Annotated in this window: 21 protein-coding genes; 3 read left to right on the top strand and 18 right to left on the bottom strand. The window is 48.5% G+C overall.

Annotated elements, in window-relative coordinates:
* The first annotated feature begins 380 nt into the window (after window positions 1-380).
* Window positions 381-1,946, top strand: a complete 1,566-nt coding sequence (kaiC, locus tag OXH18_RS15040; RefSeq protein ID WP_268607918.1) for a circadian clock protein KaiC — start codon at window positions 381-383, stop codon at window positions 1,944-1,946.
* A 30-nt stretch (window positions 1,947-1,976) separates the two neighbouring features.
* On the opposite strand, the gene OXH18_RS15035 is transcribed toward kaiC, so the two are convergent.
* From OXH18_RS15035 to OXH18_RS14975, 13 genes are all read right to left on the bottom strand, one after another.
* Window positions 1,977-2,972 carry a putative 2-dehydropantoate 2-reductase gene (locus OXH18_RS15035; RefSeq protein ID WP_268607917.1) on the bottom strand — a complete coding sequence of 332 codons (996 nt, stop codon included), beginning with the start codon at window positions 2,970-2,972 and terminating at the stop codon, window positions 1,977-1,979.
* Window positions 2,973-3,354: 382 nt separating this feature from the next.
* Window positions 3,355-4,116 carry a phycobilisome rod-core linker polypeptide gene (locus tag OXH18_RS15030; RefSeq protein WP_268607916.1) on the bottom strand — a complete coding sequence of 254 codons (762 nt, stop codon included), beginning with the start codon at window positions 4,114-4,116 and terminating at the stop codon, window positions 3,355-3,357.
* 123 nt (window positions 4,117-4,239) lie between these two features.
* Entirely contained in the window at window positions 4,240-4,980 is a 741-nt protein-coding gene (locus OXH18_RS15025) for a phycobilisome rod-core linker polypeptide (protein WP_268607915.1), read from the bottom strand.
* A 70-nt stretch (window positions 4,981-5,050) separates the two neighbouring features.
* Window positions 5,051-5,791 carry a phycobilisome rod-core linker polypeptide gene (locus OXH18_RS15020; RefSeq protein WP_268607914.1) on the bottom strand — a complete coding sequence of 247 codons (741 nt, stop codon included), beginning with the start codon at window positions 5,789-5,791 and terminating at the stop codon, window positions 5,051-5,053.
* A 124-nt stretch (window positions 5,792-5,915) separates the two neighbouring features.
* The gene (locus OXH18_RS15015; RefSeq protein WP_268607913.1) at window positions 5,916-6,755 is read right to left on the bottom strand and encodes a phycobilisome rod-core linker polypeptide; all 840 of its coding nucleotides are present in this window, start codon (window positions 6,753-6,755) and stop codon (window positions 5,916-5,918) included.
* Between the two features lie 42 nt (window positions 6,756-6,797).
* A complete protein-coding gene (locus OXH18_RS15010; protein WP_268607912.1) occupies window positions 6,798-7,475 on the bottom strand; it encodes a HEAT repeat domain-containing protein in 678 nt (225 codons plus the stop codon).
* A 62-nt stretch (window positions 7,476-7,537) separates the two neighbouring features.
* Entirely contained in the window at window positions 7,538-8,383 is an 846-nt protein-coding gene (locus OXH18_RS15005) for a HEAT repeat domain-containing protein (protein WP_268607911.1), read from the bottom strand.
* Window positions 8,384-8,516: 133 nt separating this feature from the next.
* Entirely contained in the window at window positions 8,517-8,756 is a 240-nt protein-coding gene (locus OXH18_RS15000; protein ID WP_268607910.1) for a phycobilisome linker polypeptide, read from the bottom strand.
* Window positions 8,757-8,892: 136 nt separating this feature from the next.
* Window positions 8,893-9,759 carry a phycobilisome linker polypeptide gene (locus OXH18_RS14995; RefSeq protein WP_268607909.1) on the bottom strand — a complete coding sequence of 289 codons (867 nt, stop codon included), beginning with the start codon at window positions 9,757-9,759 and terminating at the stop codon, window positions 8,893-8,895.
* Window positions 9,760-10,015: 256 nt separating this feature from the next.
* Window positions 10,016-10,861 carry a phycobilisome linker polypeptide gene (locus tag OXH18_RS14990; protein ID WP_268607908.1) on the bottom strand — a complete coding sequence of 282 codons (846 nt, stop codon included), beginning with the start codon at window positions 10,859-10,861 and terminating at the stop codon, window positions 10,016-10,018.
* 197 nt (window positions 10,862-11,058) lie between these two features.
* Complete coding sequence (gene cpcA / locus OXH18_RS14985) at window positions 11,059-11,547, bottom strand: phycocyanin subunit alpha (RefSeq protein WP_268607907.1); 489 nt, start codon at window positions 11,545-11,547, stop codon at window positions 11,059-11,061.
* A gap of 164 nt (window positions 11,548-11,711) precedes the next feature.
* Window positions 11,712-12,230, bottom strand: a complete 519-nt coding sequence (locus OXH18_RS14980; RefSeq protein WP_268607906.1) for a phycocyanin subunit beta — start codon at window positions 12,228-12,230, stop codon at window positions 11,712-11,714.
* 1,239 nt (window positions 12,231-13,469) lie between these two features.
* Window positions 13,470-15,557: a PhoX family protein gene (locus OXH18_RS14975; RefSeq protein WP_268607905.1), complete on the bottom strand. Its 2,088-nt coding sequence runs from the start codon at window positions 15,555-15,557 to the stop codon at window positions 13,470-13,472.
* Window positions 15,558-16,143: 586 nt separating this feature from the next.
* Here OXH18_RS14975 and OXH18_RS14970 point away from each other — a divergent pair.
* Together OXH18_RS14970 and OXH18_RS14965 are read left to right on the top strand one after the other, a co-directional pair.
* A complete protein-coding gene (locus OXH18_RS14970) occupies window positions 16,144-17,055 on the top strand; it encodes an alpha/beta fold hydrolase (protein WP_268607904.1) in 912 nt (303 codons plus the stop codon).
* 257 nt (window positions 17,056-17,312) lie between these two features.
* Window positions 17,313-19,139, top strand: a complete 1,827-nt coding sequence (locus OXH18_RS14965) for a class I tRNA ligase family protein (RefSeq protein ID WP_268607903.1) — start codon at window positions 17,313-17,315, stop codon at window positions 19,137-19,139.
* A gap of 223 nt (window positions 19,140-19,362) precedes the next feature.
* Here the strand turns inward: OXH18_RS14965 and OXH18_RS14960 are convergent, their stop codons facing one another.
* From OXH18_RS14960 to OXH18_RS14940, 5 genes are all read right to left on the bottom strand, one after another.
* The gene (locus tag OXH18_RS14960) at window positions 19,363-19,878 is read right to left on the bottom strand and encodes a DUF1579 domain-containing protein (protein ID WP_268607902.1); all 516 of its coding nucleotides are present in this window, start codon (window positions 19,876-19,878) and stop codon (window positions 19,363-19,365) included.
* A 106-nt stretch (window positions 19,879-19,984) separates the two neighbouring features.
* Window positions 19,985-20,404, bottom strand: coding sequence for a VOC family protein (locus OXH18_RS14955; protein ID WP_268607901.1), 420 nt, complete (start codon window positions 20,402-20,404; stop codon window positions 19,985-19,987).
* Window positions 20,405-20,621: 217 nt separating this feature from the next.
* Window positions 20,622-21,023, bottom strand: a complete 402-nt coding sequence (locus OXH18_RS14950) for a GFA family protein (RefSeq protein WP_268607900.1) — start codon at window positions 21,021-21,023, stop codon at window positions 20,622-20,624.
* A 54-nt stretch (window positions 21,024-21,077) separates the two neighbouring features.
* Window positions 21,078-21,236: a hypothetical protein gene (locus OXH18_RS14945; RefSeq protein ID WP_268607899.1), complete on the bottom strand. Its 159-nt coding sequence runs from the start codon at window positions 21,234-21,236 to the stop codon at window positions 21,078-21,080.
* Window positions 21,237-21,338: 102 nt separating this feature from the next.
* On the bottom strand, window positions 21,339-21,821 hold the full coding sequence (locus OXH18_RS14940; RefSeq protein ID WP_268607898.1) for an SRPBCC family protein: 483 nt from the start codon (window positions 21,819-21,821) through the stop codon (window positions 21,339-21,341).

The raw sequence follows: 21,821 nt of genomic DNA, 5'->3' as shown, positions 1-21,821 counted from the left end.
TGCCCTGGTTATTTAAGAAGAATCTGATTGGCATAATCATCTGCTAAACTAGCCTTTTGTAAATTATCCAATCTTCTGGTTCCGGTGAATGGGCAATCGCAGTCGTTCCGTTGACGGATGAACCCGCTTGGTTGAGCAGATGATGGCTTGGCTGTGCAATTGGCGAGAAATGCCCCAGCAACGCTAATTCATCCTATTGAAAACTCTACTAGATGACAGACCCTACTTAGTCTATGAAGCAACTTTGTTCAAGCCTTTCTCAGCATTTCGAGCAACCATCCCTCTTTAATTGTTACAGCCTTATAGCAACCTTTGCATCCACAATTTGTATTCTATCGCACACTTCTATCTAAACACTTCTCCAGAAAAGGCTACGACAAATGACCCAAGCAAACCAGGATGGACAGCAACGAAGTCTTACGGTAGTAGGTGTCCAAAAAATCCGCACTTTGATCGAAGGATTTGACGACATCAGTCATGGTGGATTACCCGTCGGCAGAACCACCCTGGTGAGTGGGACATCGGGCACAGGGAAAACCCTCATTGCGGTTCAATTTTTATATAACGGTATCACTCAGTTTGATGAAGCCGGGATCTTCGTCACCTTTGAAGAATCCCCCGCTGATATTATCAAGAATGCCTATAGCTTTGGTTGGGACCTTCAGAAACTCGTTGATGAAGGCAAGCTGTTCATTTTAGATGCGTCTCCTGATCCCGAAGGACAGGATGTCATCGGCAATTTTGATCTGTCGGCCTTGATTGAACGCATTCAGTACGCCATTCGCAAATATAAAGCCAAGCGCGTGTCGATCGACTCGGTGACGGCGGTGTTTCAGCAGTATGATGCGGTGTCGGTGGTGCGGCGAGAAATTTTTCGGCTAGTGGCTCGCTTAAAGCAAGTTGGGGCAACTACGATTATGACCACCGAGCGGGTTGAAGAATATGGGCCAGTGGCTCGGTTTGGCGTTGAAGAGTTTGTCTCGGATAATGTCGTGATTGTTCGCAATGTTCTAGAAGGGGAGCGCCGCCGCCGCACAATCGAAATTTTGAAATTGCGCGGCACCACTCACATGAAGGGCGAATACCCCTTTACTATCACCAATCAGGGTGTGAATATTTTTCCGTTGGGAGCCATGCGCCTCACCCAGCGATCGTCGAATGTGCGGGTGTCGTCTGGGGTCAAAACTTTGGACGAAATGTGTGGCGGTGGCTTCTTCAAAGATTCAATTATCTTGGCGACCGGAGCAACGGGAACCGGCAAAACCTTGTTGGTGAGCAAGTTTCTGCAAGACGGCTGTATCATCAATGAACGAGCCCTGCTGTTTGCCTATGAAGAATCGCGGGCGCAGCTATCGCGCAATGCCTACTCATGGGGCATTGATTTTGAAGATATGGAGCAAAAGGGCCTACTCAAAATCATTTGTGCTTATCCCGAATCGGCAGGACTTGAAGATCACTTACAGATTATCAAGTCTGAGATCTCTGAGTTTAAGCCATCTCGGATTGCGATCGACTCGTTGTCTGCCCTCGCCAGAGGGGTCAGTAACAATGCCTTCCGGCAGTTTGTCATTGGCGTGACGGGCTTTGCTAAGCAGGAAGAAATTACCGGATTCTTCACCAACACTACCGATCAGTTCATGGGGTCGCACTCCATCACCGACTCTCACATTTCCACTATCACCGACACTATCATTTTGCTGCAATACGTGGAAATTCGCGGTGAAATGGCCCGGGCTATCAACGTCTTCAAAATGCGCGGCTCTTGGCATGACAAGGGCATTCGTGAGTATGTCATTAGCGATCAAGGACCTGAAATCAGAGACTCGTTCCGCAACTTCGAGCGGATTATCAGTGGTTCACCCTCTCGTGTCTCGGTAGATGAAAAGAACGAACTGTCGCGGATTGTGCGCGGTTTCCAAGATAAAACCCTAGATGACAAATCCTAAGACAAATTGTAAAGGGACGGAGATGCGCCACTAGCTTGATTGCTGCGCAGCAAGAAATGTTAACTGCTGATAGAGCATAGTCATTTGCGGCAGTTCCAAGCCCGCTTGCTGAGCCATACGCAGCGGATTACCTACAATGGCCTCTACTTCTAGCGGTTGCCCTGCATCGTAATCGATCTTCATGCTCGTTCGATAGGGTTTCATCTTAGCCGTGTAGTCCAACATGGTGTCAATAAAGTCTGAGGAGATCGATCGATCGCTGCCAGATAAAAACCGTGCACAGGCCGTACAGCCTGCTTGAACTTCCTGCATCAGCGATTTTGCCAAACTGCGGGTTTGCGGATGAGCCATCATAGCATCGGTTGTGGCATTCAGCACCACCGACAAGCCATTAAAGGGAATATTCCACATCAATTTTTTCCAGCGCGCAATCAATAGATCCTCCGCCAGTTCGATCGCAATTCCTGCTTGCTCAAAATCGCTGGCAATTTGTTTTAGGCGATCGGTAATACCACAGGGCGCATAGTCAGCCGCATAATCTGCTAGGGTAATTTGCCCATAGTCCAAGTGACGAATGTGACCCGGTCCTACTTTATTGGAACAGAGAAAACACAACCCACCCATAACGCGATCGCTTCCGACAAGCTCTGCCACCTGAGTTTCAATGCCCCAGCCGTTTTGCAGCACTAGCACCACACCGGTTGGTTTGACGATCGGCGGCAACAGTTCTGGCAACAGGTGATTCTGAGTGGTTTTTAGTGCCACAACGACCACATCGCAGGTAGGCATCTCCTGCACAGTCCGGTATGCCTTCACTTGCGGTAACGTGAAATCACCGTCGATCGACTCCACCACTAATCCATGCTGTTGTACCTGCTCATAGTCACTGCGCAACAGAAAATGCACCTCACAGCCAGCCTGCTGCAAGCGTGCGCCATAGAAGCCGCCGAGTGCGCCCGTACCGAGAATGGCGTAGGTGCGGGGAGTCGGAAGTCGGAAGTCGGAAGTCGGGAGGGGAGCAGACATGGTTTAGCTGAATGGAAAACTAACAGATTACGCTATCAATAATGATGAGTCAGAATTGCATGTCGGGGTCGGGTTTCAGCAAGTCGTTCATCTCAACTCCGTGAAGTTCTAAGTGTCATTTCGCCAATGAGTGAACAAAATGATGGGAGAAAAAGTACAAAACAAAAACAACTGGATCTTGTCCCTGCCCCAACTAACAAATTGCGAAGCGATCGCAAACGCCAGATGAAACAGCCACAAGATCCAGTCTAGGGAGTGGAGAAACTAAGCTCTAGGGCCAGTTGTCAGGTCTTAGGGAGCAATACACCAAGCATTGAAGCAAACCACTAGCTTGAGACTCTACCTTACTCCCGATTTCCTATTCTCGATTCCCTACTCTCTATTACCGTCTACCTCGATACGGCACTTTGTTGAGGTAATCGATCTCAGAGGAACGGATGCTTTGCGCATAATTGCCTTTGGGAGCGATCGACGCAGCAATCTCGCGGAACTTGCGGGGATCGCCTTCGGGAAGCTGACGTTCCTGGAATTTGCGCGAGTAGAACTTCTCCACCACAAATCGCCAATCGGTCTTGACCGTACCCACTTTCTCTTGAAAATCTTCACCGTAGCGCGGCGTCACCAAGTTAAACGGACGACCTTCCATGCGCTTGCGTTGATAGGGAACCGTGAAGTCGCCAAAGGCATTGGTGTATTCTTCACTGTCCAATAGGGCATCGATGAAGCCATAGTAGCCCAGCGTCGCCACTTTAATCGACCAGGCAATCTTCTCATCTTGGTTATAGGGGGCGCGACCCAAAAGACGCTTCAAGCAGATTTCCACGAGACGATAATTATCATTCACTTCTACAACTTGGCTATAGAAGCGCTCAGACTTGGCCAAACCGCGAATGAAATCGCGCACGGTCACAGCCCGGTTTTTCAACTGCGACTCTAGCGCTGCCTGGCGGTTAAATTTCAGTGTTTGGTGTTCACTAAACACCTGCCGGTAGCAAGCCCAGATGACTTCTTCCATCTCGGGATTGGAAGCGGCGTCTTCAAGGCGATAAATGTAAGGCGTATCTTCGTCTTCATCCGCTTTACCAAAGCTGGCAACCCTTTGATTTTGAGTTGATAGTTTGTAGTCAAGCAACGGCAGTGCCATGCAAATTTCTCCCTTGTTATTGGTTGAATTGGCAGATTAATAGTTGCAAAAATCCTTTAAGGTTTATTATCTCAAGGATTGGGACGGGTAATTACATTTACTTATCCAACTTCATGGCTCGGTTTAACCACCAGCGTTTGATGAGAAAGCGGCGATCGTCAGCATGAAACTGCATACCAGTGTCAGCAACACCAACACGCCTGCCACTCGTCCCCAATGGGTGGTTTTAAGGAAGGTTTGTAGGTGGAACGGCTGATCGAAATTCAGGTTAAACCGACCTTCAGGCACATAGGGCTTAGCGACAGGCAACTTGTCGCGATAGTCGGCTCCATAGCGCGGCGTAAAGCTAAAGGGGCGATCATTCATGCGTTTGCGCTGGTAAGGAACAATGTTGTCTCCAAACATTTGTCCATATTCAGCACTATCAATCAGCGCATCGACAAACGCGCTCCAGCCTTTAGTAGCAATTTGAACCGACCACGCAATCTCCTCATCCTGGTTATAGGGCGATCGACCCAGCAAGCGCTTTAGAGATAGCTCCACAAGACGATAGTTGTTGTTGGGTTCCACCACCAAGCGATAAAATCGCTCTGACTTGGCTAAACCGCGAATAAAATCGCGCACCGAAATACTGCGGTTTTTTAGCTGAGTTTCTAGCGCAACCTGGCGATTAAATTGCAACATTTCTTGCTCATTAAACACCTGGCGATAGGCAGCTTGAATTAACTCGTCCATATCTGCTGCGGAGGTTGCATCTTCTAGGCGATAGACATAGGGCGTATCATCATTGAAATCAGCAATCCCGAAGCTTGGCACCCGCTGATTTTGCGTGGTGGGTTTGTATTCCAGTAAGGGCAACGTCATACTAAACCTCCCTTTGGGTTAGGTAATTTGGTCGCTTCAGTGAGGCAACGATCGCCAACCGTTCAGCGACTTAGCGCACGGGAAAGCTGGCGACTGGATTGATGGAAACTGGAATTCCCGTTTTGCCGGTTTGGGTCATATCGGGAATTTGAATGTTGGCAGTCTGGACTGGCTGATATTCCACGGGTTTAATCTGGATCGATCGGGCCATATCCAGGAAGTTGCTGACTTTCCCTGGCTTATAGCGCTGTTCTTCCAGCCGATCGCGCCAATAGTTACCATAGCGTGGCGTCACTAGGTTAAAGGGGCGATCTTTAAAGCGACGACGTTGATAGGGCACAGTGAAGTCGCCAAAGTTGATGCTGTATTCTTCACTGTCCAGTAGTTGATCGACAAAGCCATCAAATCCTTCCGTCGCGATTTTGATCGACCAAGCAATGCGCTCGTCTTCGTTGTAGGAAGAACGGCCCAACAGCCGCTTTAGGGTCAAATCGACAATCCGATAGTTGGAGTTGGTTTCAATCACCAGCTTGCGATAGGTGTCGGTTTTGGCCAATCCCCGAATGAAATCGCGCACGGTAATCGATCGGTTCTTCAGTTGCGACTCTAAGTCTGGTTGACGGCTGCTCTTAAGAATCACATGCTCACTGAATACCTGCCGATAGGCTGCCCAGATCAACGCTTCGAGATCGTTGTTATCAGTGCAGTCTTCTAGGCGATAAATATAGGGAGTATCTTCGTTGGGAACTTCATACCCCGCTACCCGATGGTTTTGGGAGGATGGACGGTAGGTGAGTAGAGGAATAGACATAATTGGTATCCGAAATGGAGATTAAAGGCAATCGGGCTGGTTGAACTGTTCGATCGCAGGTGCAGGTGTGTAGGTCTGCCTTGGACGAGGCTAATATGGAAAGCTACCCAAACTAGAATCGAAATTATTTCCTGGGATCGGATGGCAAATAGCGATAGGGCAGTGCCACAGCTACAGGCTTGACGGTTGGTTTGACCGTGCTGGCGTCGCGGGTCATGTCAGGAATTTTGATGCTGCTTGAGGTCGATCGCGCCACATCTCGTTGCGAGTTTAGCTGCGGAATCAACATGCTTTGCGCCATGTTGAGAAAGGCGCTGGGAATCGCCTGGCGAATCACTTTCTTATCGAGATCGCCTGCCTGATATTGTCGCACCTGATAGTACGATCGGCTTGATAAGCCCAGTTCCATTTGACGGTTGCGCCAGTAGTCACTGTAGCGCGGGTTCACCAAGTTAAAGGGACGGCCTTCCATGCGGCGGCGCTGATAGGGCACGATATCGTCGCTGAAGTTGCGAGTGTACTCGTCACTATCTACCACTGAGTCAATGAATCCGTGCAGCCCCTTGGTGGCAATGACGATTGATTGGGCAATTTGCTCATCTTTTCCATAAGTTGCGCGTCCCAAAAACCGCTTGTACACCAGATCTACGACTCGGTAATTAGAGTTCAGTTCAGCAATTTGCTCCCAAAACACCTCGGTTTTACCCAGTCCGCGCACAAATTCCCGGACAGAGATGGCCCGATTACGCAACTGGGATTCCAAATGCGGCTGACGATAGCTCTGTAGGATTAAGTGTTCGCTAAAGATTTGGCGATAGGCTGCCCAAATAATCGCAGTGACATCCGTCTCATCGATCGCGTCTGTCAACCGATAAATCTGGGGATCATCTTCATCGAGCACATCATAGCCAGCGACTCGTTGATTCTGAGTTTTGGGCTTAACTTCAAGAATGGGAATCGACATCAGTAGGTACCTATCTAGATGGATGAGTAGAGATCGGAGCGGTTAAGGTAACAGGGGTAGATTGTCTAGATCCCGATCGCGAGAAAGAACGTCCGCGAGTTGCACCATCGCCCTGCGAACCCTGGCGTGCACCGCCAAGTCTGATTCAGTTTCAGCCAACTGCTGAAGGGCATCAACAATTTGAGTCCGCAGGGTGGGCTGAACGGCGGCCAAACCCAGCGCTTGTAACCCAACGACAGCCGCATATCGCAGTGACCAATCGGTATCCTGAGTCACAGTCAACAAAATATCCGCTGCTGAGCGTTGGGCCGCCACTTGCTGGGAGAGGGGTAACAGCGACCATCGCAGTGCCCCTAACCCTTTCGTTGCTGCACGCCGCACACTAGGTGCAAAATCGTGAGCCGCCGCTGCCTGTAAGACTGCCAGTGCCTCTGGATCAGCAATTGTCACCAAGGCGCGAATTGACCATGCCCTGGCTCCATAGTTGTAATCATCGAGGGAATCCAACAACGGTCGAACGGCTGGAGATCCCATCTCTATAAGCCCCTGTACAGCAGCAGCAGCAGCAGCAGGATTATTGAACCCCAACGCCCGAATTAACGTTGGAATGCTTAATTCCGATCGAGCCGCCGCCAACGACTGAACCGCTTGAATCAGTCGTTCCGGCGAGTCTGCTTGCTCAACCGCATCAATGAGAGAGGAGACAGAGAGGTCGGTCACAGGCATCATCAAAACAGCAAAAGGGGGAAAGTGGGTTGGCTCAGGGTCATTACCATTCGAGATCACAGGAGACGGTCCATAAGATCCATTAGCCGCACAGCATCGGCGGACAGGTCGGACCGAGACGGATCGACTTGCCGTTCGAGCAAGCCCTTGAGGGAAAACAACTTGAAGCTGTTTTCAGCCGCCGCAGTGGCAATGGCATCAGCAGCGGGCAAATAGCCTACGGCTCCCAAATCTGACAGCGCCACCCGTCGAAGATTGATATCATCGGCAGACAGCGCTTGTATTAATCGATCGCCGTACTGTGGCTCATTGGTCAATTGATACATGGCTCGAGAGGCAGCATATTGTACCCGTTCGACTGGGTGCTCTAGAAATGGCCGAATCAGGGCGATCGCCTCTGCCTGCCAATCTGTACCAGCCGCTAGCATCCCCAAGGCTTCCATCACTGCTTCATAGGGTTGAGCAAGATGAGGACGCCCCGGAACTGATTGGGCAGCAGCGAGTCCTCCGTGCAGCAAGGGCAACAGGGCAGGAATGCAACTTGCATCAGCTAACATTCCCAAGGACTGGGCAGCGGCTTCACGAACGTAGAAGTCCTCACACATCAGACACTGAGTCAATCCTGGGACTGCCCGTCGATCGCCCAATTTACCTAATGCTCGAGCCGCATTGCGCCGCAGTGGATACCCACCCAACTCAGTGCGATCGGATTCATCCTCGAGTGCCGCAACCAGAGCAGCCACAGCCGCTGAGTCTTTCACCCGAAACTTGCCTAACCACCAGGCGGCATAATATCGCAAACTCAAATCAGAATGAGTTAAATTGGCCACTGCTTGTTCAACGGTTAGGGCAGCAGCGGCTTCATCCGATGGCGATCGGTCCTGGGGTTCAAATGACTCCATTGAGAGAATAAACAGGTATCCAAAGCAACAAAAGTAACCTTTGACAACGCACCGACAAAGCACAGTCTAAACACAGTGCTTCAGCCGTAGATTCGCACAAGGCACCCTCAACGGCTGAATTGAGCAGATATTGTTAGTCTTCGCTGCTGAGCGGTTCAATGTTGACAATCTTGCCACCCATGCGCAGAATCCGCTGCATTTCTTCATTCATGCGGTTGTAGGGTACAGTGATGAAAACACTGCCGCTCCGCCGAATGTCATAGTTGTTGCGATCGGTCTCCTGATTTTGGCGCAGTCCAACCACCTCATAGCGAAACATCCGGCTACCGGAAGGAGAATTGGCCGCACCGCCGACAGTTGTTTGTCCAAACATTAGATATTGCCTCCTAAATCAACGGGTGAATCACTTAGACAGGAGCAGCGGGAATGGGTGATTGGTAATCGAGACTGATTGCCAGATAGCCCATCAAGCCCATCACCTATTACCCATTACCTAGTGCCCACTTCAGCTAGGCTGGCGACACACTGACAATTCGACCGCCCTGTCGCTGAATCTGTTGCATCTTGTAAGACAACTGGTTGTAGGGAACCAAATAGGCGACACTGCTGCGCCGCACGTTAGGGTAGCCTGCTGCCTTGATGCCTGCGACTTCAATACGGTACACCCGATCGCTTTCGCCTGCGACTGATCCACCCAACGCTTTCGTCGGAGCCACATCGTTGCTAGCGCTGAAGTGAGCCCAACTACCGGAACTGCCAGAAGGGCTGAGAATTGACGAGGAACGGTTTTGAGCTAAGTTCCGTGCCAACCGCGAACTGTTTCCCTCGGTTTGAGACCGATCGCTGTTCGCATAGCCGCGATAAAGCCGGAACATATTAGTGAAACCGATCGTTCTGGCCCCCGTGTGATATTGAAAGTCCCGATAGTAAGGTACGACGTTTTCGCCAAAGGCAGACTGGTATTCCTGAGAGTCAATATAGGAATCGATATCAGCGTCAAAGCCTTGAGTTTCATAGATATCCAAATGACGAATCACTTCCGACTCATCATAGGGGGCACGCCCCAATAAATGCTTGTGGTTCAATTCAATGACGCGAGTTTGGAAATTGTTGTACAGGAACTTCTTCTTGTACAACTCAGATTTAGCGACGCATCGAACAAATTCCCGCACTGAAATCTTGCCGTTGCGCAATAACGATTCAGCGTTGGTCAACCGTTCGGAGGCCATCAAATAATCATTCCCCAACAATTGACGATAGACCGCACGAATAACGGCTTCAACGTCTGCTTCGGTATAGTTTGGACGTAGCTCAACTCGTGCGGCATCGCTAAAGGCGGATGTTCCTAAGCGAGAGGCGGCGGCTGTGATAGGCACGTGAATTCTCCCAACTAACAACGAGTAGTCAACCAGATTGTAAGTAGATAGGAGTTAGACATCCGCTATCAGCAGTTAGCCCCCAAGTGATCTTAGAGTTCGTGATCCTAGATCCTGGATTTACTCACGCTCAGAGCCACGACGGAAAGCTTTGTTTCGATCGCGACAATCAACGCAATCATATCTAGAATCTAAAATCTAAAACCCAAAATATCTCGTTAGCCAAAAGCCGATAGCCGACAGCTAACAAATGGGCTTAGGCTGCCGTAATACTCACGACTTTGCCGCCCATACGATTAATTTTTTGTAACGTTGTAGACATTTGCTCATAGGGCACGAGGTATTCGGTGTTGCTTAACCGTACTTGTGGGGAGCCAGGCGTTCCTCGCTGCACCACACAAATTCGGTAAAGCTTGTCCCGATCGCCTCCAACGGCGCCTACCAAGCTAGCACTCATGGCAGACGAACCAATTCCACCACCACTCGCTGGAAACTGAATTGGCATCGGCAGATTGCGCGCCACTTCCTGCGTTAAGCGGGCCCGGTTTTTGCCAAACTGCGATCGATCGCTATTGGCATAGCCCCGGTAGAGCCGGAATATGCGATTGAAGCCAACAGTTTTTTGTCCACGCTGACTTTCAAAGCCGCGATAATAGGGCACAACCCAGTCTCCAAAGCTCTCTCGATATTCTGGAGAGTCTAGATACGAGTCAATGTCGGCATCGTAGCCTTGAGTGTTGTAAAGATCGACGTGAAAGCTAATTTCAGTTTCGTCGTAGGGCGCTCGTCCCAATAGATGCTTGTAATTTAGCTCAATAAAACGAACTTGGGGATTGGAGTAGAAAAACTTCTCTCGATACAGTTCGGAGTGAGCAATGGCACGAACAAAATCTCGAACGGTAATCTCCTGCTGACGGAGCAGGGACTCGGCACTTACTAAGCGCTCAGACGCCATCAGGTGATCATTGCCTAGCACCTGCCGATAGGCAGCCCGAATCACAACCTGAAGTTCTTCTTCGGTAAAATTTGTGCGAAGTTCGATCGGCTCGCAGTCAGAGAAAGCCTCAATTCCTAACCGGCTTGCCGTAGTTAGACTAGCCATAGCATTTCCCCCATCGACTACTAAAAATATTTTGAAGTGGTCAGCAGTCAGCAATCAGTGTCAAGCGCTGAACCTCAGACAGAGAGCAATTTTGCTATCCACCGATCGCCAAGGGCACTTGGATAAAACATGCCCGGAAAAGTAAACCATTGCCAGAACCTCCAGCAACCGCATACCTTTCCGGGCTGCACGATCAATTAGCTAAGCGCGTTGATCGCGTAGTCGATATAGGTATTGGCTTCGTTAGCAGCCTGACCAGACAAACCGTGGTTTGCTTTGATGTGCTTCAGAGCTTCCACGTACCAGCTTGGAGACAGATCAAACGTCCGATTGATCTCATCCAAACCAGCAATCAAGTACTCATCCATCGGGCCAGTTCCGCCGGCAACCAAGCAGTAAGTTACCATGCGGAGGTAGTAGCCGATGTCACGAGCACACTTGGACTTACCGCGAGAATCTGCTGCATACTGAGCACCCTGCATTTGAGTGGTGTAGGGGAACTTTTGATATACAGCATTTGCCGCACCATCAATCAACTGCTGAGCCTTGTTGGTCAATGCGCGAGCAGCTTCCATGCTGGCAACGGCACGCTCAAACCGACCATTAACAGCCTGCAACTCGGTGTTGCTGAGAAAACGACCTTGGGTATCAGCAGCAGCGATCGCTTCAGTAATGGGGGTCTTCATAGTTGAGTTATCTCCCTAAATTTTGTCGTTCAAAAGTTTGCGTTGAAAAGGAATCTTCGTTTGCCCTTTGTCACTTGCTATAGGTCATTGAACCCAACGGCTACAGAATAATAACCTGCGGCTCAATCACCAACTACTAAAGAACAAAAGACGTGGAAAACAAATTAACCAACCGCAGAAGCAGCCCGATCGAAGTAGCTAGCCACTTCAGACATCAACTGGCTGCAATCGCCTTGGGTAATACCATTGGGATCATTGGCAATCGAAATCGCTGCTTCCTTCATCTTTTGAACGCCAGCCGCCACAGAGCCGCCGGGAACACCAAGAGCCTGGTAGGTTTCGCGCAGACCATTCAAGCAACGATCGTCAAGAACGCTGGGGTCGCCTGCCAAAGTAGCGTAGGTGACATAGCGCAAGATGATTTCCATGTCGCGCAAGCAAGCAGCCATACGGCGGTTGGTGTAAGCATTTCCACCCGGAGAGATTAGCTGAGGCTGCTCCTCAAACAAAGAACGAGCGGCATTAGCAACAATTGTGGAAGCGTTGCTGGTGATGCGGTTAACCGTATCCAAACGCTTGCTGCCATCCTTCACCATGTTGCTGAGGGCATCCAGTTGAGCATTGCTCAGAAATTCACCCTTGGCATCGGCTTGAGAAACAACTTTAGCGAATGCGTCTAGCATGGACTCAATCTCCTAATTGTTTTGGTTAAGTTCGGTTTCGGTTCAAACCTTGAGACTTTAACGATCCAAATTCAAGCTGCTCAGAAATACTTCGGTGCAACCTGAAGGAGCAACCAACAAACATCCGCATCCTGGCTCAAGACGCTCTCTCTGATGCGTGCCCCTGAGGCGGAGTACTGACATCTAGAGAAATCTGAGAAAATTTCACATTTGTATGAGAGAACAAAAAGTCTTGATATACCAGTCGTTTGGATAACTTTTGTCTGTTGTTTTTACCCTCCAGGTACTCTTATACAACGTGGTCGGAGCATTATTTGTTACGAGTTGTTTAGTTGTATCAACGACTATAGAAGATTCAACGAAACCTTTAGAAATCAATGGGTTGAGCGCAAAAAGCATACACAGCTTGTTATATTTCTTTGAATTTCTTGTTGATGATTTTTCCATTTGTAAATTTTAGATTTTTTTAAGAATTGCTCAGGATGCCTACTAATTTTGACCTAAGCGTTTTGCCAAGTAGCTGTGGCTCTACAAGAAATGTAACAAAATATAAATTAATTCGCGCTTGTATATTTTAAGTTTTGTAACAGAAACTCAGATCGGATGACGTGGTGGCCAGATTCAGTCTTGCTTATGCCCGATGTCGCTCGTTACGTCGATCGCTCATTTTGGTGAACAAAGAGTTTCATTTCATGATTCCTGTCAGAGGCATCGGCCCAAAGATAACCTTGTGATGACTCGCATTCGCCCCGTTTTGGCATAGCAACAAGCTGACGAACAAAGGATGGTCACCCACACCCCTACCTTTATTGAGAATTATTGCGATAACCAATTAGGAAATTTTGTGGCACAGCTACGTCCTAATAAATTACATAAATACTATGTTTGGGGACTATTTTTGGGGAGGTGAAGGCTCAGTGCATTACTCGCCTGAAAACAGAAATCTAGGATAGAACTGACGATCGACACACTTTAGAGCAGCGGCAGCCCAGCGTTTAATTTAGTCTTGGAGCCGAACCAACTCTACTCAGTTGGGCTGTGATCGGTACCTGGACTGGTACGTTCAACTGCGTCAAACTGAATTTGACCGTAGTCACTTGAAGGGCAATTGTAGAAACCTGCCCATATTTACTACTTGATAGGCATGAGTGCACTCAAATAGCAACCACTCAAATAGTAAACATAGGCAGGCTTAGTTCATCGCGTAAAGTCTATCGCGTAAACGCAAGCGTCAACGAATTAGGTTCCGATGATGCCACCGTCGTCTTTTGTGATCACCACCGTGGCCGATCGAGGATAGATCTCTGGGTTTTGATCGGGCCAACGTGAGTTAACATTGCCCGCTGCAAATTCCTCTTCAGATGTAGTTGCACCTGGATGTTGCACATTGATAAACATCGTGCGCTGATCCGGTGTCCACGTCACGCCTGTAATTTCTTGACCGATCGGCCCTGTCAAGAAGCGGCGAATCTCGCCCGTATTTGGGTCGGCTGCCAACATCTGGTTATTGCCAAACTGAGCAAACTCACCCTGATTCATCACCGACTCACCAATATCGGTCTGAATCCACAAGCGACCATCCGCATCAAACCCCAATCCATCGGGACAAGCAAAAATGTTGTCTTCGTTAAGTGCACGACCGGACAGCTTGCGGCTATCGTCCTTTGGGCCAGCTAACACAAACAAATCCCATCGGAAGGATGGCGCAGCCAAATCGGCTCCCTCGTCCCAGCGAATGATGTGCCCCCAATTGTTCTCCGGCCGAGGATTGGCAGCATCAACTTCCTCTGGAGTGCGCCGGGTATTATTGGTCAACGTAAAGTACACCATGCCATTACGCGGATCAACGGCTCCCCATTCTGGGCGATCCATCGGCGTCGCTCCTACAAAGTCAGCGGCTGTGCGAGTATTCACCAGAATATCAGCCTGATTGCGGAATCCGTTTTCAGGCGTTAACCCATTTTCGCCAAACTTCAGCGCCAGCCATTCTCCGGTTCCGTCTTCGTGATAGCGAGCGACATACAACGTGCCGTCATCCAGTAGCGCGCCGCTAGCGGTTGCCTGGAAGTAGGGTTGCGCCGAGACATATTTGTAAATGTATTCTGATCGCGCATCATCGCCGGAATAGCAGACGATCGGCTGTCCTTCAACAGGAGGTTGAAAGATTACATTTTCATGGGCAAATCGTCCCAAGGCGGTGCGCTTTTGGGGCGTACTGGTAGGATCAAACGGATCAATTTCAACCACCCACCCAAAATTATTTGGCTCATTGCGATAGTCTTCTGTAGCACTGCCAGCCAGTGCAGAGGCGGTAAAGCGAGCATATTCATCTGCACCACTATCTGCCAATTCCCAGCCATAGCGGGACGTGCCATCTGTCGAGGTGCCATACCGCTCTAGCTCACGAGGCACTACTTCATCACTGTTGAGGAAATATCTTGCCCAGTTTTCCTCGCAGGTGAGATAGGTATTCCAGGGCGTCACCCCGTGGGCGCAGTTGTTGATCGTACCGCGAGTTCTCGTTCCATCTGGACTGTACTTTGTTTTAACCAACTCAGATCCTCGCACTGGGCCTTGAATTTCCATCGGAGTCAAGGCAGTAATGCGACGGTTGCGCTCATCGGGCACAACGCTCCAACTGCCATCATTCTGGCGCGCAATCCGAACAACGCTGACCCCATGCGCGTTCATTTCCTTTAGCACCTGATCGGCTTCACGAGTGCCATCGGCTTTCCTGGGAAAATCATCAGGACTGAGGGGCTGCCCCACCGCCGCCGCATGGGTATAGCGTGGCTCGATGTACTCATGGTTGACCACTAGCAGCCCATCGGTTGAACTACCTTCATAAGGTGAAGCACCTTCGATCGGGAAGAAATGCATTCCGTCATGGTGATGACCAATCTGCATGCCCTGTTCTTCCCCCGTATTGTTGAGGCTGTAGCGGGGAAAATCACCAGTGATGGGTTCACCATAGGGAATCAGAACACGCGCCGTGTAGCCTTCTGGGACAGTGATCACATCTGCCTCACTGACTGGAATGGCACGAAAGCCTAGCAGCGGGCTACTAGCCTGAGCAGGACGAGCTTTTAGCCCATCTAGCACAGGCCCAGCAAACATTGATGTCACAGCAGCGGCCAGCGTTCCACGTAGAACTTGACGTCGTTGCAAGCGGGTACTGAGGATCGATGAGAAGGGACGATTATTAGAACGATTGCAGATTGGTTCACCATCATTGTCAAACGATCGTGCCGAAGAGGTATGCTCCCAATTGCCTTCTCCTCGAACAAGGCGAGAATATTTCTGACGTAGGCTCCGTTTACTATTCACGTTAAGTTCTCCTCTGAGATTATTTACCCGGATCAAGCAAGGATAAGAATGCATGGAATTATCCCGGCAAAATATTTGCAGCGCAAAGTGATCACAATGTGACTATTTCAATCGGGTTTTTCGCAACGAAAACAGATCAAGCCAGAGGTGTGAAAGTGTTGCTATTAAAGCTCTTCAGGGCAAAGTTTATTTTTCCTTGCCACAGAGTTTGTCATCTAAAGCACCAATTTTATACTTCATTGGTACCAATTTTTTTACAATTTTTTAATTGATGAAGACAGGCACCAGTAACTTAGTGATGGGCTTTGGCATGAACTACTTGATGAAAGCGAAGCATTATTTTACCCAGCGATCGCTCCTCCCTGTTCCTGCCCCTAAGCTGTCAACACACAGCAAGCATATCTAGATTATTCACAGGTGCAGTCAGCAACGCCTGCATAAATACAGGGTGAATCAGCGCTAGAGTGAGAACACTAGAATGAGCTATAGAATGTTGTCCAGTAAATCATATCCACAGTAATATCCACGGTTGACCAGCCACAGTTGATCGTTTGCTATGGAAGCCTAACGCCCACTGGTATCACCGATGCAAAGCCAATCCCCTGCAAAGTCCGAGACTCAATTCTACACCTGGAACCATCTGCACTGTGCCTATGAAGTGCAGTCCAACGACTGTGCCGATGCCAACAAACCTCCCTTGTTGTTAATTCAGCCGATCGGAGTGGGGCTTTCGCGCCGATTTTGGGATCGGTTTTGCCGTGCTTGGTTGCAATCCAGACAACCAAATCAAATTTACAATCCTGATCTGGCAGGTTGTGGCGAGAGTGACATGCCGCAACGTCCCTACAGCCCAGAGGACTGGGCTGATCAACTCCTGGTCTTGCTGCAAACGGTGATTCAACGACCCGTCATTCTAATTGTGCAGGGTGCATCCTTTCCGATCGCTATCTCATTGTGGCAAAAGGCACCTGTGTTCATCCAAGGCTTGATCTTGGCTGGACCGCCAGCCTGGAAGATTATGAGTGAACCAACCGCAGACTGGCAGGATCAGGTGAGTTGGAGCCTGTTTGCTTCTCCCTTAGGAAAAGCGTTTTATCGCTATGCCCGTCGCCAGCAGTTCATTCGCTCTTTCTCGGTGCGTCAACTTTTTGCCGATCCCGACGCGGTAGATGCAGAATGGCTGAGTGCCTTGGAGGCTGGCTCGCGCCATCTTGACAGCCGTTATGCGGTGTTTTCCTTTTTAGCTGGCTTTTGGCGACGAGATTGGCAAACGGCGATCGAGTCCCTCACGACTCCGACCTTAGTGTTGATTGGCAATACCGCTTCCAACATCAGTCGATCGGCTAAAACAGAACCCCCCGATCAACGCATGGCAGACTATCTGAAGCACCTGCCGCAAGCGGAGGGGAAATTTGTTCCTGGACGTAACGTATTGCCCTACGAATCAACCGCCGCTTTTGTTGAGGCGATTGTGCCGTTTATACAGCAGCATTCTTAATGTACCCAGCCAAATTACTCAGTTAATTGATTGAGTCTGCTCTAGTCGGCTCTTAAGTCAATCGGGGTCATTCGATCGGGGAAGGTTGACGTTGCCTCCTCTCGTGCTACACTGATACTACATTTTAAGGAGACTCAGATGAATCACTGGGACCTGTAAAGCCGGATCATGGTGATCCGGCTACTGCCAAGATTTCACACCATTTTGTACCACCGCCAAATTACGATCATGGCTCTGTAGAAGCCCGCTGGCAAAGAGTGTGGCAGCAGAATCAAGTCTATGACGTAGATGTAGCCACGGCTCAAAACCCTTTCTACAACTTAATGATGTTTCCCTATCCTTCGGCTGAAGGACTGCATGTTGGTAACGTCTATGCGTTCACTGGAGCCGACATCTACGGACGTTTCATGTCCATGCAGGGGCACTCTGTATTTGAACCAATGGGGTTTGATGCTTTCGGGATTCACAGCGAAAATTTTGCCATTAAACAAGGAATTCATCCCAACCAATTAACAATACGCAATGTAGAACGGTTTCGTGAAACACAGTTAAAACGCATCGGAAACCGTTTTTGCTGGAGTTATGAAGTACAAACGACTGATCCTGCTTACTACAAGTGGACACAGTGGATTTTCTTGCAGTTGTTTAAAGCTGGATTGGCGATTCGCAAAACAGCACCAGTGAACTGGTGTCCGTCCTGCAAAACTGTCCTTGCCGATGAGCAGGTTATTCAGGGGGAATGTGAACGCTGCAACACCGTAGTGATACAACGCGAGTTGCAGCAATGGTTTTTCAAAATCACTGATTATGCCCAACGGTTATTAGAAAACCTCGATCGATTAGATTGGTCAGAGAGGGTAAAAGTAGCCCAGCGCAACTGGATCGGTCGCTCTGAAACGGAGGATGGGGTACATTACCATTTACGGGACTGGTTAATCTCACGGCAACGCTATTGGGGTCCACCAATTCCGATCGTTTACTGTAACGCCTGTGGCATCGTGCCCGTTCCTGACGATCAGTTACCAGTGCTCTTACCAGCAACAGACAATTGGTTGCCCCAGGGAACCGGAAATTCTCCATTGGCAGATATTTCAGAATTTGTGCATACTACATGTCCTCAGTGTGGTAATTCGGCACGGCGAGAAACGGATGTATTTGATAACTTCTTGGATTCTGCTTGGTATTTTCTTCGTTATCCGTCAAGCAATCGACACGATGTTCCGTTCGATTCACAAATTACAGCAAAATGGCTGCCTGTCGCTATGTACATTGGTGGTGCTGAGCATTCTGTACTTCATCTTTTGTACAGTCGGTTTATCACTATGGTATTGCATGATTTGGGTTACATTTCTTTTGAAGAGCCGTTTCAGCGTTTCTATGCCCATGGCTTGCTCACCAAAGATGGAATCAAAATGAGCAAATCTAAGGGGAATGTAGTAAATCCCGATCGCTATATCGAAGATTATGGGGCAGATACCTTGCGTACCTACTTGATGTTTTTGGGCCCCTTTGATCAGGGCGGCGTCTTTTCCGATCGTGGCATTGTTGGGGTGCGACGATTTTTGCAGCGAGTTTGGCAACTTGTCATAACTCATAAAAATAGCCTTTCTCGTTCACCCAATGAAGTATCCCAACGGCAACTGCACCCAATCATCGATCGAGTTTCCCAAGCGATTGCAGCACTCAAATACAATACGGCAATTGCAGCGTTGATGGAGTATCTCAATGTGCTTCAGAATCAACCCCTTCTTTCCGAGGTAGAAGTGAAAGCGTATTTGCTGATGTTGGCTCCGTTTGCGCCCCATATCACTGAAGAATTATGGCATCAGTTAGGAGAAACAGAGTCAATTCATCGACAAAGGTTTCCGCAGGCTGATTCAACATTCTTGACCACAGAGCAAGTGACGATCGCGGTACAAATCAATGGACGTACTCGCACCACCATTACGCTTGCGCCCGACGCCTCTGAAGCAGAAGCGATTGAGATTGCAAATCAAACAAAATCCATTCAACGGTTTCTCAAGAATCAGGAGATTCGCCGTGTCGTCTATGTTCCTAATCGAATTCTCAACTTGATTACTTAACTATGTTCGTTGAGCGGTTGTTCATCTAGCTAGTGATCTGGTTCCCATTAGAGTAAACCATTAGCCTAGCAACCGTTGATCGTGCATCAGCAACCGCCCTCATCCCTAACCTCTGCTCCTATCAACCAGAAAAGGGGAACCAGAGCAGAAGTCTCTCTCCCATTTTGGGAGAGAGCTTGAGGGTGAGGGTAATTGAATGGCGATGACTAGATCAGATTCCTATTTACAGCTTGCGCTGATAGGTTACCGTCATAAATTGATGCCATTGTCCATTCTCATCTAACCTATGCGATGTCATGACCCGATGATTGTCATCCTTCAACTCAATCACATCTTTGTACGTTGCCAGCTTTTCATCACCGCTCATAGACGGTCCCTTGTTGTTGAGCGTTAGCACGTTTTCGGCAGCATTCAATTCACCATCATAGATCCATAAGTGAGTCATCATTGAACCAATCCAGGTTCCCACATATCGCTGCTTCTGCAGGTCATAGCCGATCGTCATCAGTGTAGTGGCACTACCACAACCCGGAATTTCGCCCTGTCCTTCCGCCAAAATCCAAACTTCACCCAGCGATCGCACAATCTCTGTTCCGGTTGATCGCTCCGGCGGTTGATTGGGGTCCATCAGTGCCTCAGACTCGTATGTCCATTCGCCCACTAATTTTTGTAGCCAACGATGTTCCGATTGAGGTTCAGGATTGAGCATAGCTTCCTGTGGCACTTGGTTCATTTCCATGATTTACCTCCAAGTTCTATTACAAGCATTAAATGGTTGAAATGACCGGATAGTTGTAGCTCTCTTTCATGGCTAACCCATACCCATTTCTCAGCAAAAATTGTACTCAAACGACTTGATCACAATTGATCATCCACGGAACACTAAATTGATCAATCACCATGCCAAATCGATACGCCCAAAAAGTCTGTTGAAAAGGCATTTGCACAGTGCCGTTTTCTGCCAAAGTGTGAAAGATACGCTCTGATTCTGCTGGATCGTTCAAGCTCAGACATACGGAGAAGCTTTTGGGGGTTTCATCACAGCCGGGTGGGCCATCAGATCCCATCAATTCCTGATTGCCAACCGTGAGTCCGATATGCATAATCTTATCGCGCCATTCCATCGGCATCTGATCAAGCATAGATGATTCAGGGGACTCTGCATAGGTCATCCTTGCTGTAATTTTGCCATTCAAGCACTGCTCATAAAACTTGAATGCCTCTTCGCACTGACCACTGAACATTAGATAAGGGGTTAACTGCATAGCAAACTCCTTCACATGAAGATGTGAATAAACAAAAAACGAATTCAGAACTCGATGAGTTAAGCGAGATAGATAGAGAACCGATGGTTATGGAAATCTAATCTTGAATAAACTTCGTACAAAGATGCACTTGTTTTGAGTAGTTCAATTGTACTGTTTTACTAGCAAATTAGCAAGCTTTGTGTTGAGAAAATCTACAAAGTGGAGTTATTAGTGGTTAAAGATGTTGAATCGCGATCGGTGATATTTTCCAGTTATCTTGGCGACCATCAACATATCCGATTGGTGCATTGATCAAATCATCAAGCAGTACATCATCCAAACAACTAATGTGAATTGCATAGAACCTGCCTGACTCCGAATCTTCACCCCAGCCAAATGAGCGTACTCCGCAATGCTTGCAGAATAGATGATGAATAGTTTTAGTATTGAACTGATACTCAGTCAAATCTGCATAGCCAGACAATAATCGAAAGGCATCTTCCTGAACCGTAGTCAGCCAAGCCCGTGTCTTAGTGCAAATCGAACAGTTACATTTAAGTGTACCTTGACTCAAATCGAGGTCTACTTCGTAGCGCACTGCACCACAATGACAGCTTCCTCTATAGGTCTTTTTCATTGATTTTCTCCTGTCATGACATTCACCAGATACGCGACTAGTCGATCGAAACATTCAGACCAGCCTGATTGGTGCAAATTCCGCAATTCCATCGACTCGAAAGCAACTTGATGGAACGTCATCAAAGTGCTCTGGCTCAGTCCAAACCTTGAACATCAGTTTGCGTGGAGCATTAACCACGCGAATGATTGTTAATTCACGTTCCGACGGCATAGGAGATATGGAATAAAAGCCTCGTACAACCAATATCCTTCTATATTCAGAATACAGATTTAATGATCTTATTCTCGATCGAGCACAAATATTTCTAGATATTCACATCATTGTCTGAAGGCATTCTTCCAAACGGTTTAATGTTCCGTATAGGCCTATTTCTAAACCTGATCGCAAATGCCCATCTCGTTGTTCTTTAGACACATGTTGAACGTGGATACAAAGTGTTGTTTTGCCGTCATGTTCGGTCAGTGTCAGCGTGTTCAACCGATCGCTGTTAGGAATCAGTTCATATCGTTCGGTGGCAACCAAACGTTCAGGTGGTACAATCTCGCGGTATTCTCCATTTAGCGCAAAATCGGTACCTGTGTTGAGATCGTGCAAGACATAGCGCCACGTTCCGCCAACGTACAAATTGATGTCGCAAATAATTAACTCCAGTTGACGGCATCCTCTAAACCAGCGCTTTACGTGTTCTGGCTGAGTCCATGCTGCAAAAACTAGTGAACGCGGAGCATTAAAGACACGAGTGATCACAATATCGCAATCGCCTCGCGTATTAACGGAGAGCTTGTGTTTTAACAT

Origin of the sequence: Thermocoleostomius sinensis A174, assembly GCF_026802175.1 — a bacterium.
GTDB lineage: Bacteria > Cyanobacteriota > Cyanobacteriia > Elainellales > Elainellaceae > Thermocoleostomius > Thermocoleostomius sinensis.
The sequence above is the reverse complement of the archived record's forward strand: the minus strand, read 5'-3'. Positions and strand labels throughout refer to the sequence as shown.

Coding starts and splice junctions, on each gene's coding strand:
- kaiC (WP_268607918.1), top strand. CDS start 381: ATGACCCAAGCAAACCAGGATGGACAGCAACGAAGTCTTACGGTAGTA.
- OXH18_RS15035 (WP_268607917.1), bottom strand. CDS start 2,972: ATGTCTGCTCCCCTCCCGACTTCCGACTTCCGACTTCCGACTCCCCGC.
- OXH18_RS15030 (WP_268607916.1), bottom strand. CDS start 4,116: ATGGCACTGCCGTTGCTTGACTACAAACTATCAACTCAAAATCAAAGG.
- OXH18_RS15025 (WP_268607915.1), bottom strand. CDS start 4,980: ATGACGTTGCCCTTACTGGAATACAAACCCACCACGCAAAATCAGCGG.
- OXH18_RS15020 (WP_268607914.1), bottom strand. CDS start 5,791: ATGTCTATTCCTCTACTCACCTACCGTCCATCCTCCCAAAACCATCGG.
- OXH18_RS15015 (WP_268607913.1), bottom strand. CDS start 6,755: ATGTCGATTCCCATTCTTGAAGTTAAGCCCAAAACTCAGAATCAACGA.
- OXH18_RS15005 (WP_268607911.1), bottom strand. CDS start 8,383: ATGGAGTCATTTGAACCCCAGGACCGATCGCCATCGGATGAAGCCGCT.
- OXH18_RS15000 (WP_268607910.1), bottom strand. CDS start 8,756: ATGTTTGGACAAACAACTGTCGGCGGTGCGGCCAATTCTCCTTCCGGT.
- OXH18_RS14990 (WP_268607908.1), bottom strand. CDS start 10,861: ATGGCTAGTCTAACTACGGCAAGCCGGTTAGGAATTGAGGCTTTCTCT.
- cpcA (WP_268607907.1), bottom strand. CDS start 11,547: ATGAAGACCCCCATTACTGAAGCGATCGCTGCTGCTGATACCCAAGGT.
- OXH18_RS14980 (WP_268607906.1), bottom strand. CDS start 12,230: ATGCTAGACGCATTCGCTAAAGTTGTTTCTCAAGCCGATGCCAAGGGT.
- OXH18_RS14970 (WP_268607904.1), top strand. CDS start 16,144: ATGCAAAGCCAATCCCCTGCAAAGTCCGAGACTCAATTCTACACCTGG.
- OXH18_RS14960 (WP_268607902.1), bottom strand. CDS start 19,878: ATGGAAATGAACCAAGTGCCACAGGAAGCTATGCTCAATCCTGAACCT.
- OXH18_RS14955 (WP_268607901.1), bottom strand. CDS start 20,404: ATGCAGTTAACCCCTTATCTAATGTTCAGTGGTCAGTGCGAAGAGGCA.
- OXH18_RS14950 (WP_268607900.1), bottom strand. CDS start 21,023: ATGAAAAAGACCTATAGAGGAAGCTGTCATTGTGGTGCAGTGCGCTAC.
- OXH18_RS14945 (WP_268607899.1), bottom strand. CDS start 21,236: ATGCCGTCGGAACGTGAATTAACAATCATTCGCGTGGTTAATGCTCCA.
- OXH18_RS14940 (WP_268607898.1), bottom strand. CDS start 21,821: ATGTTAAAACACAAGCTCTCCGTTAATACGCGAGGCGATTGCGATATT.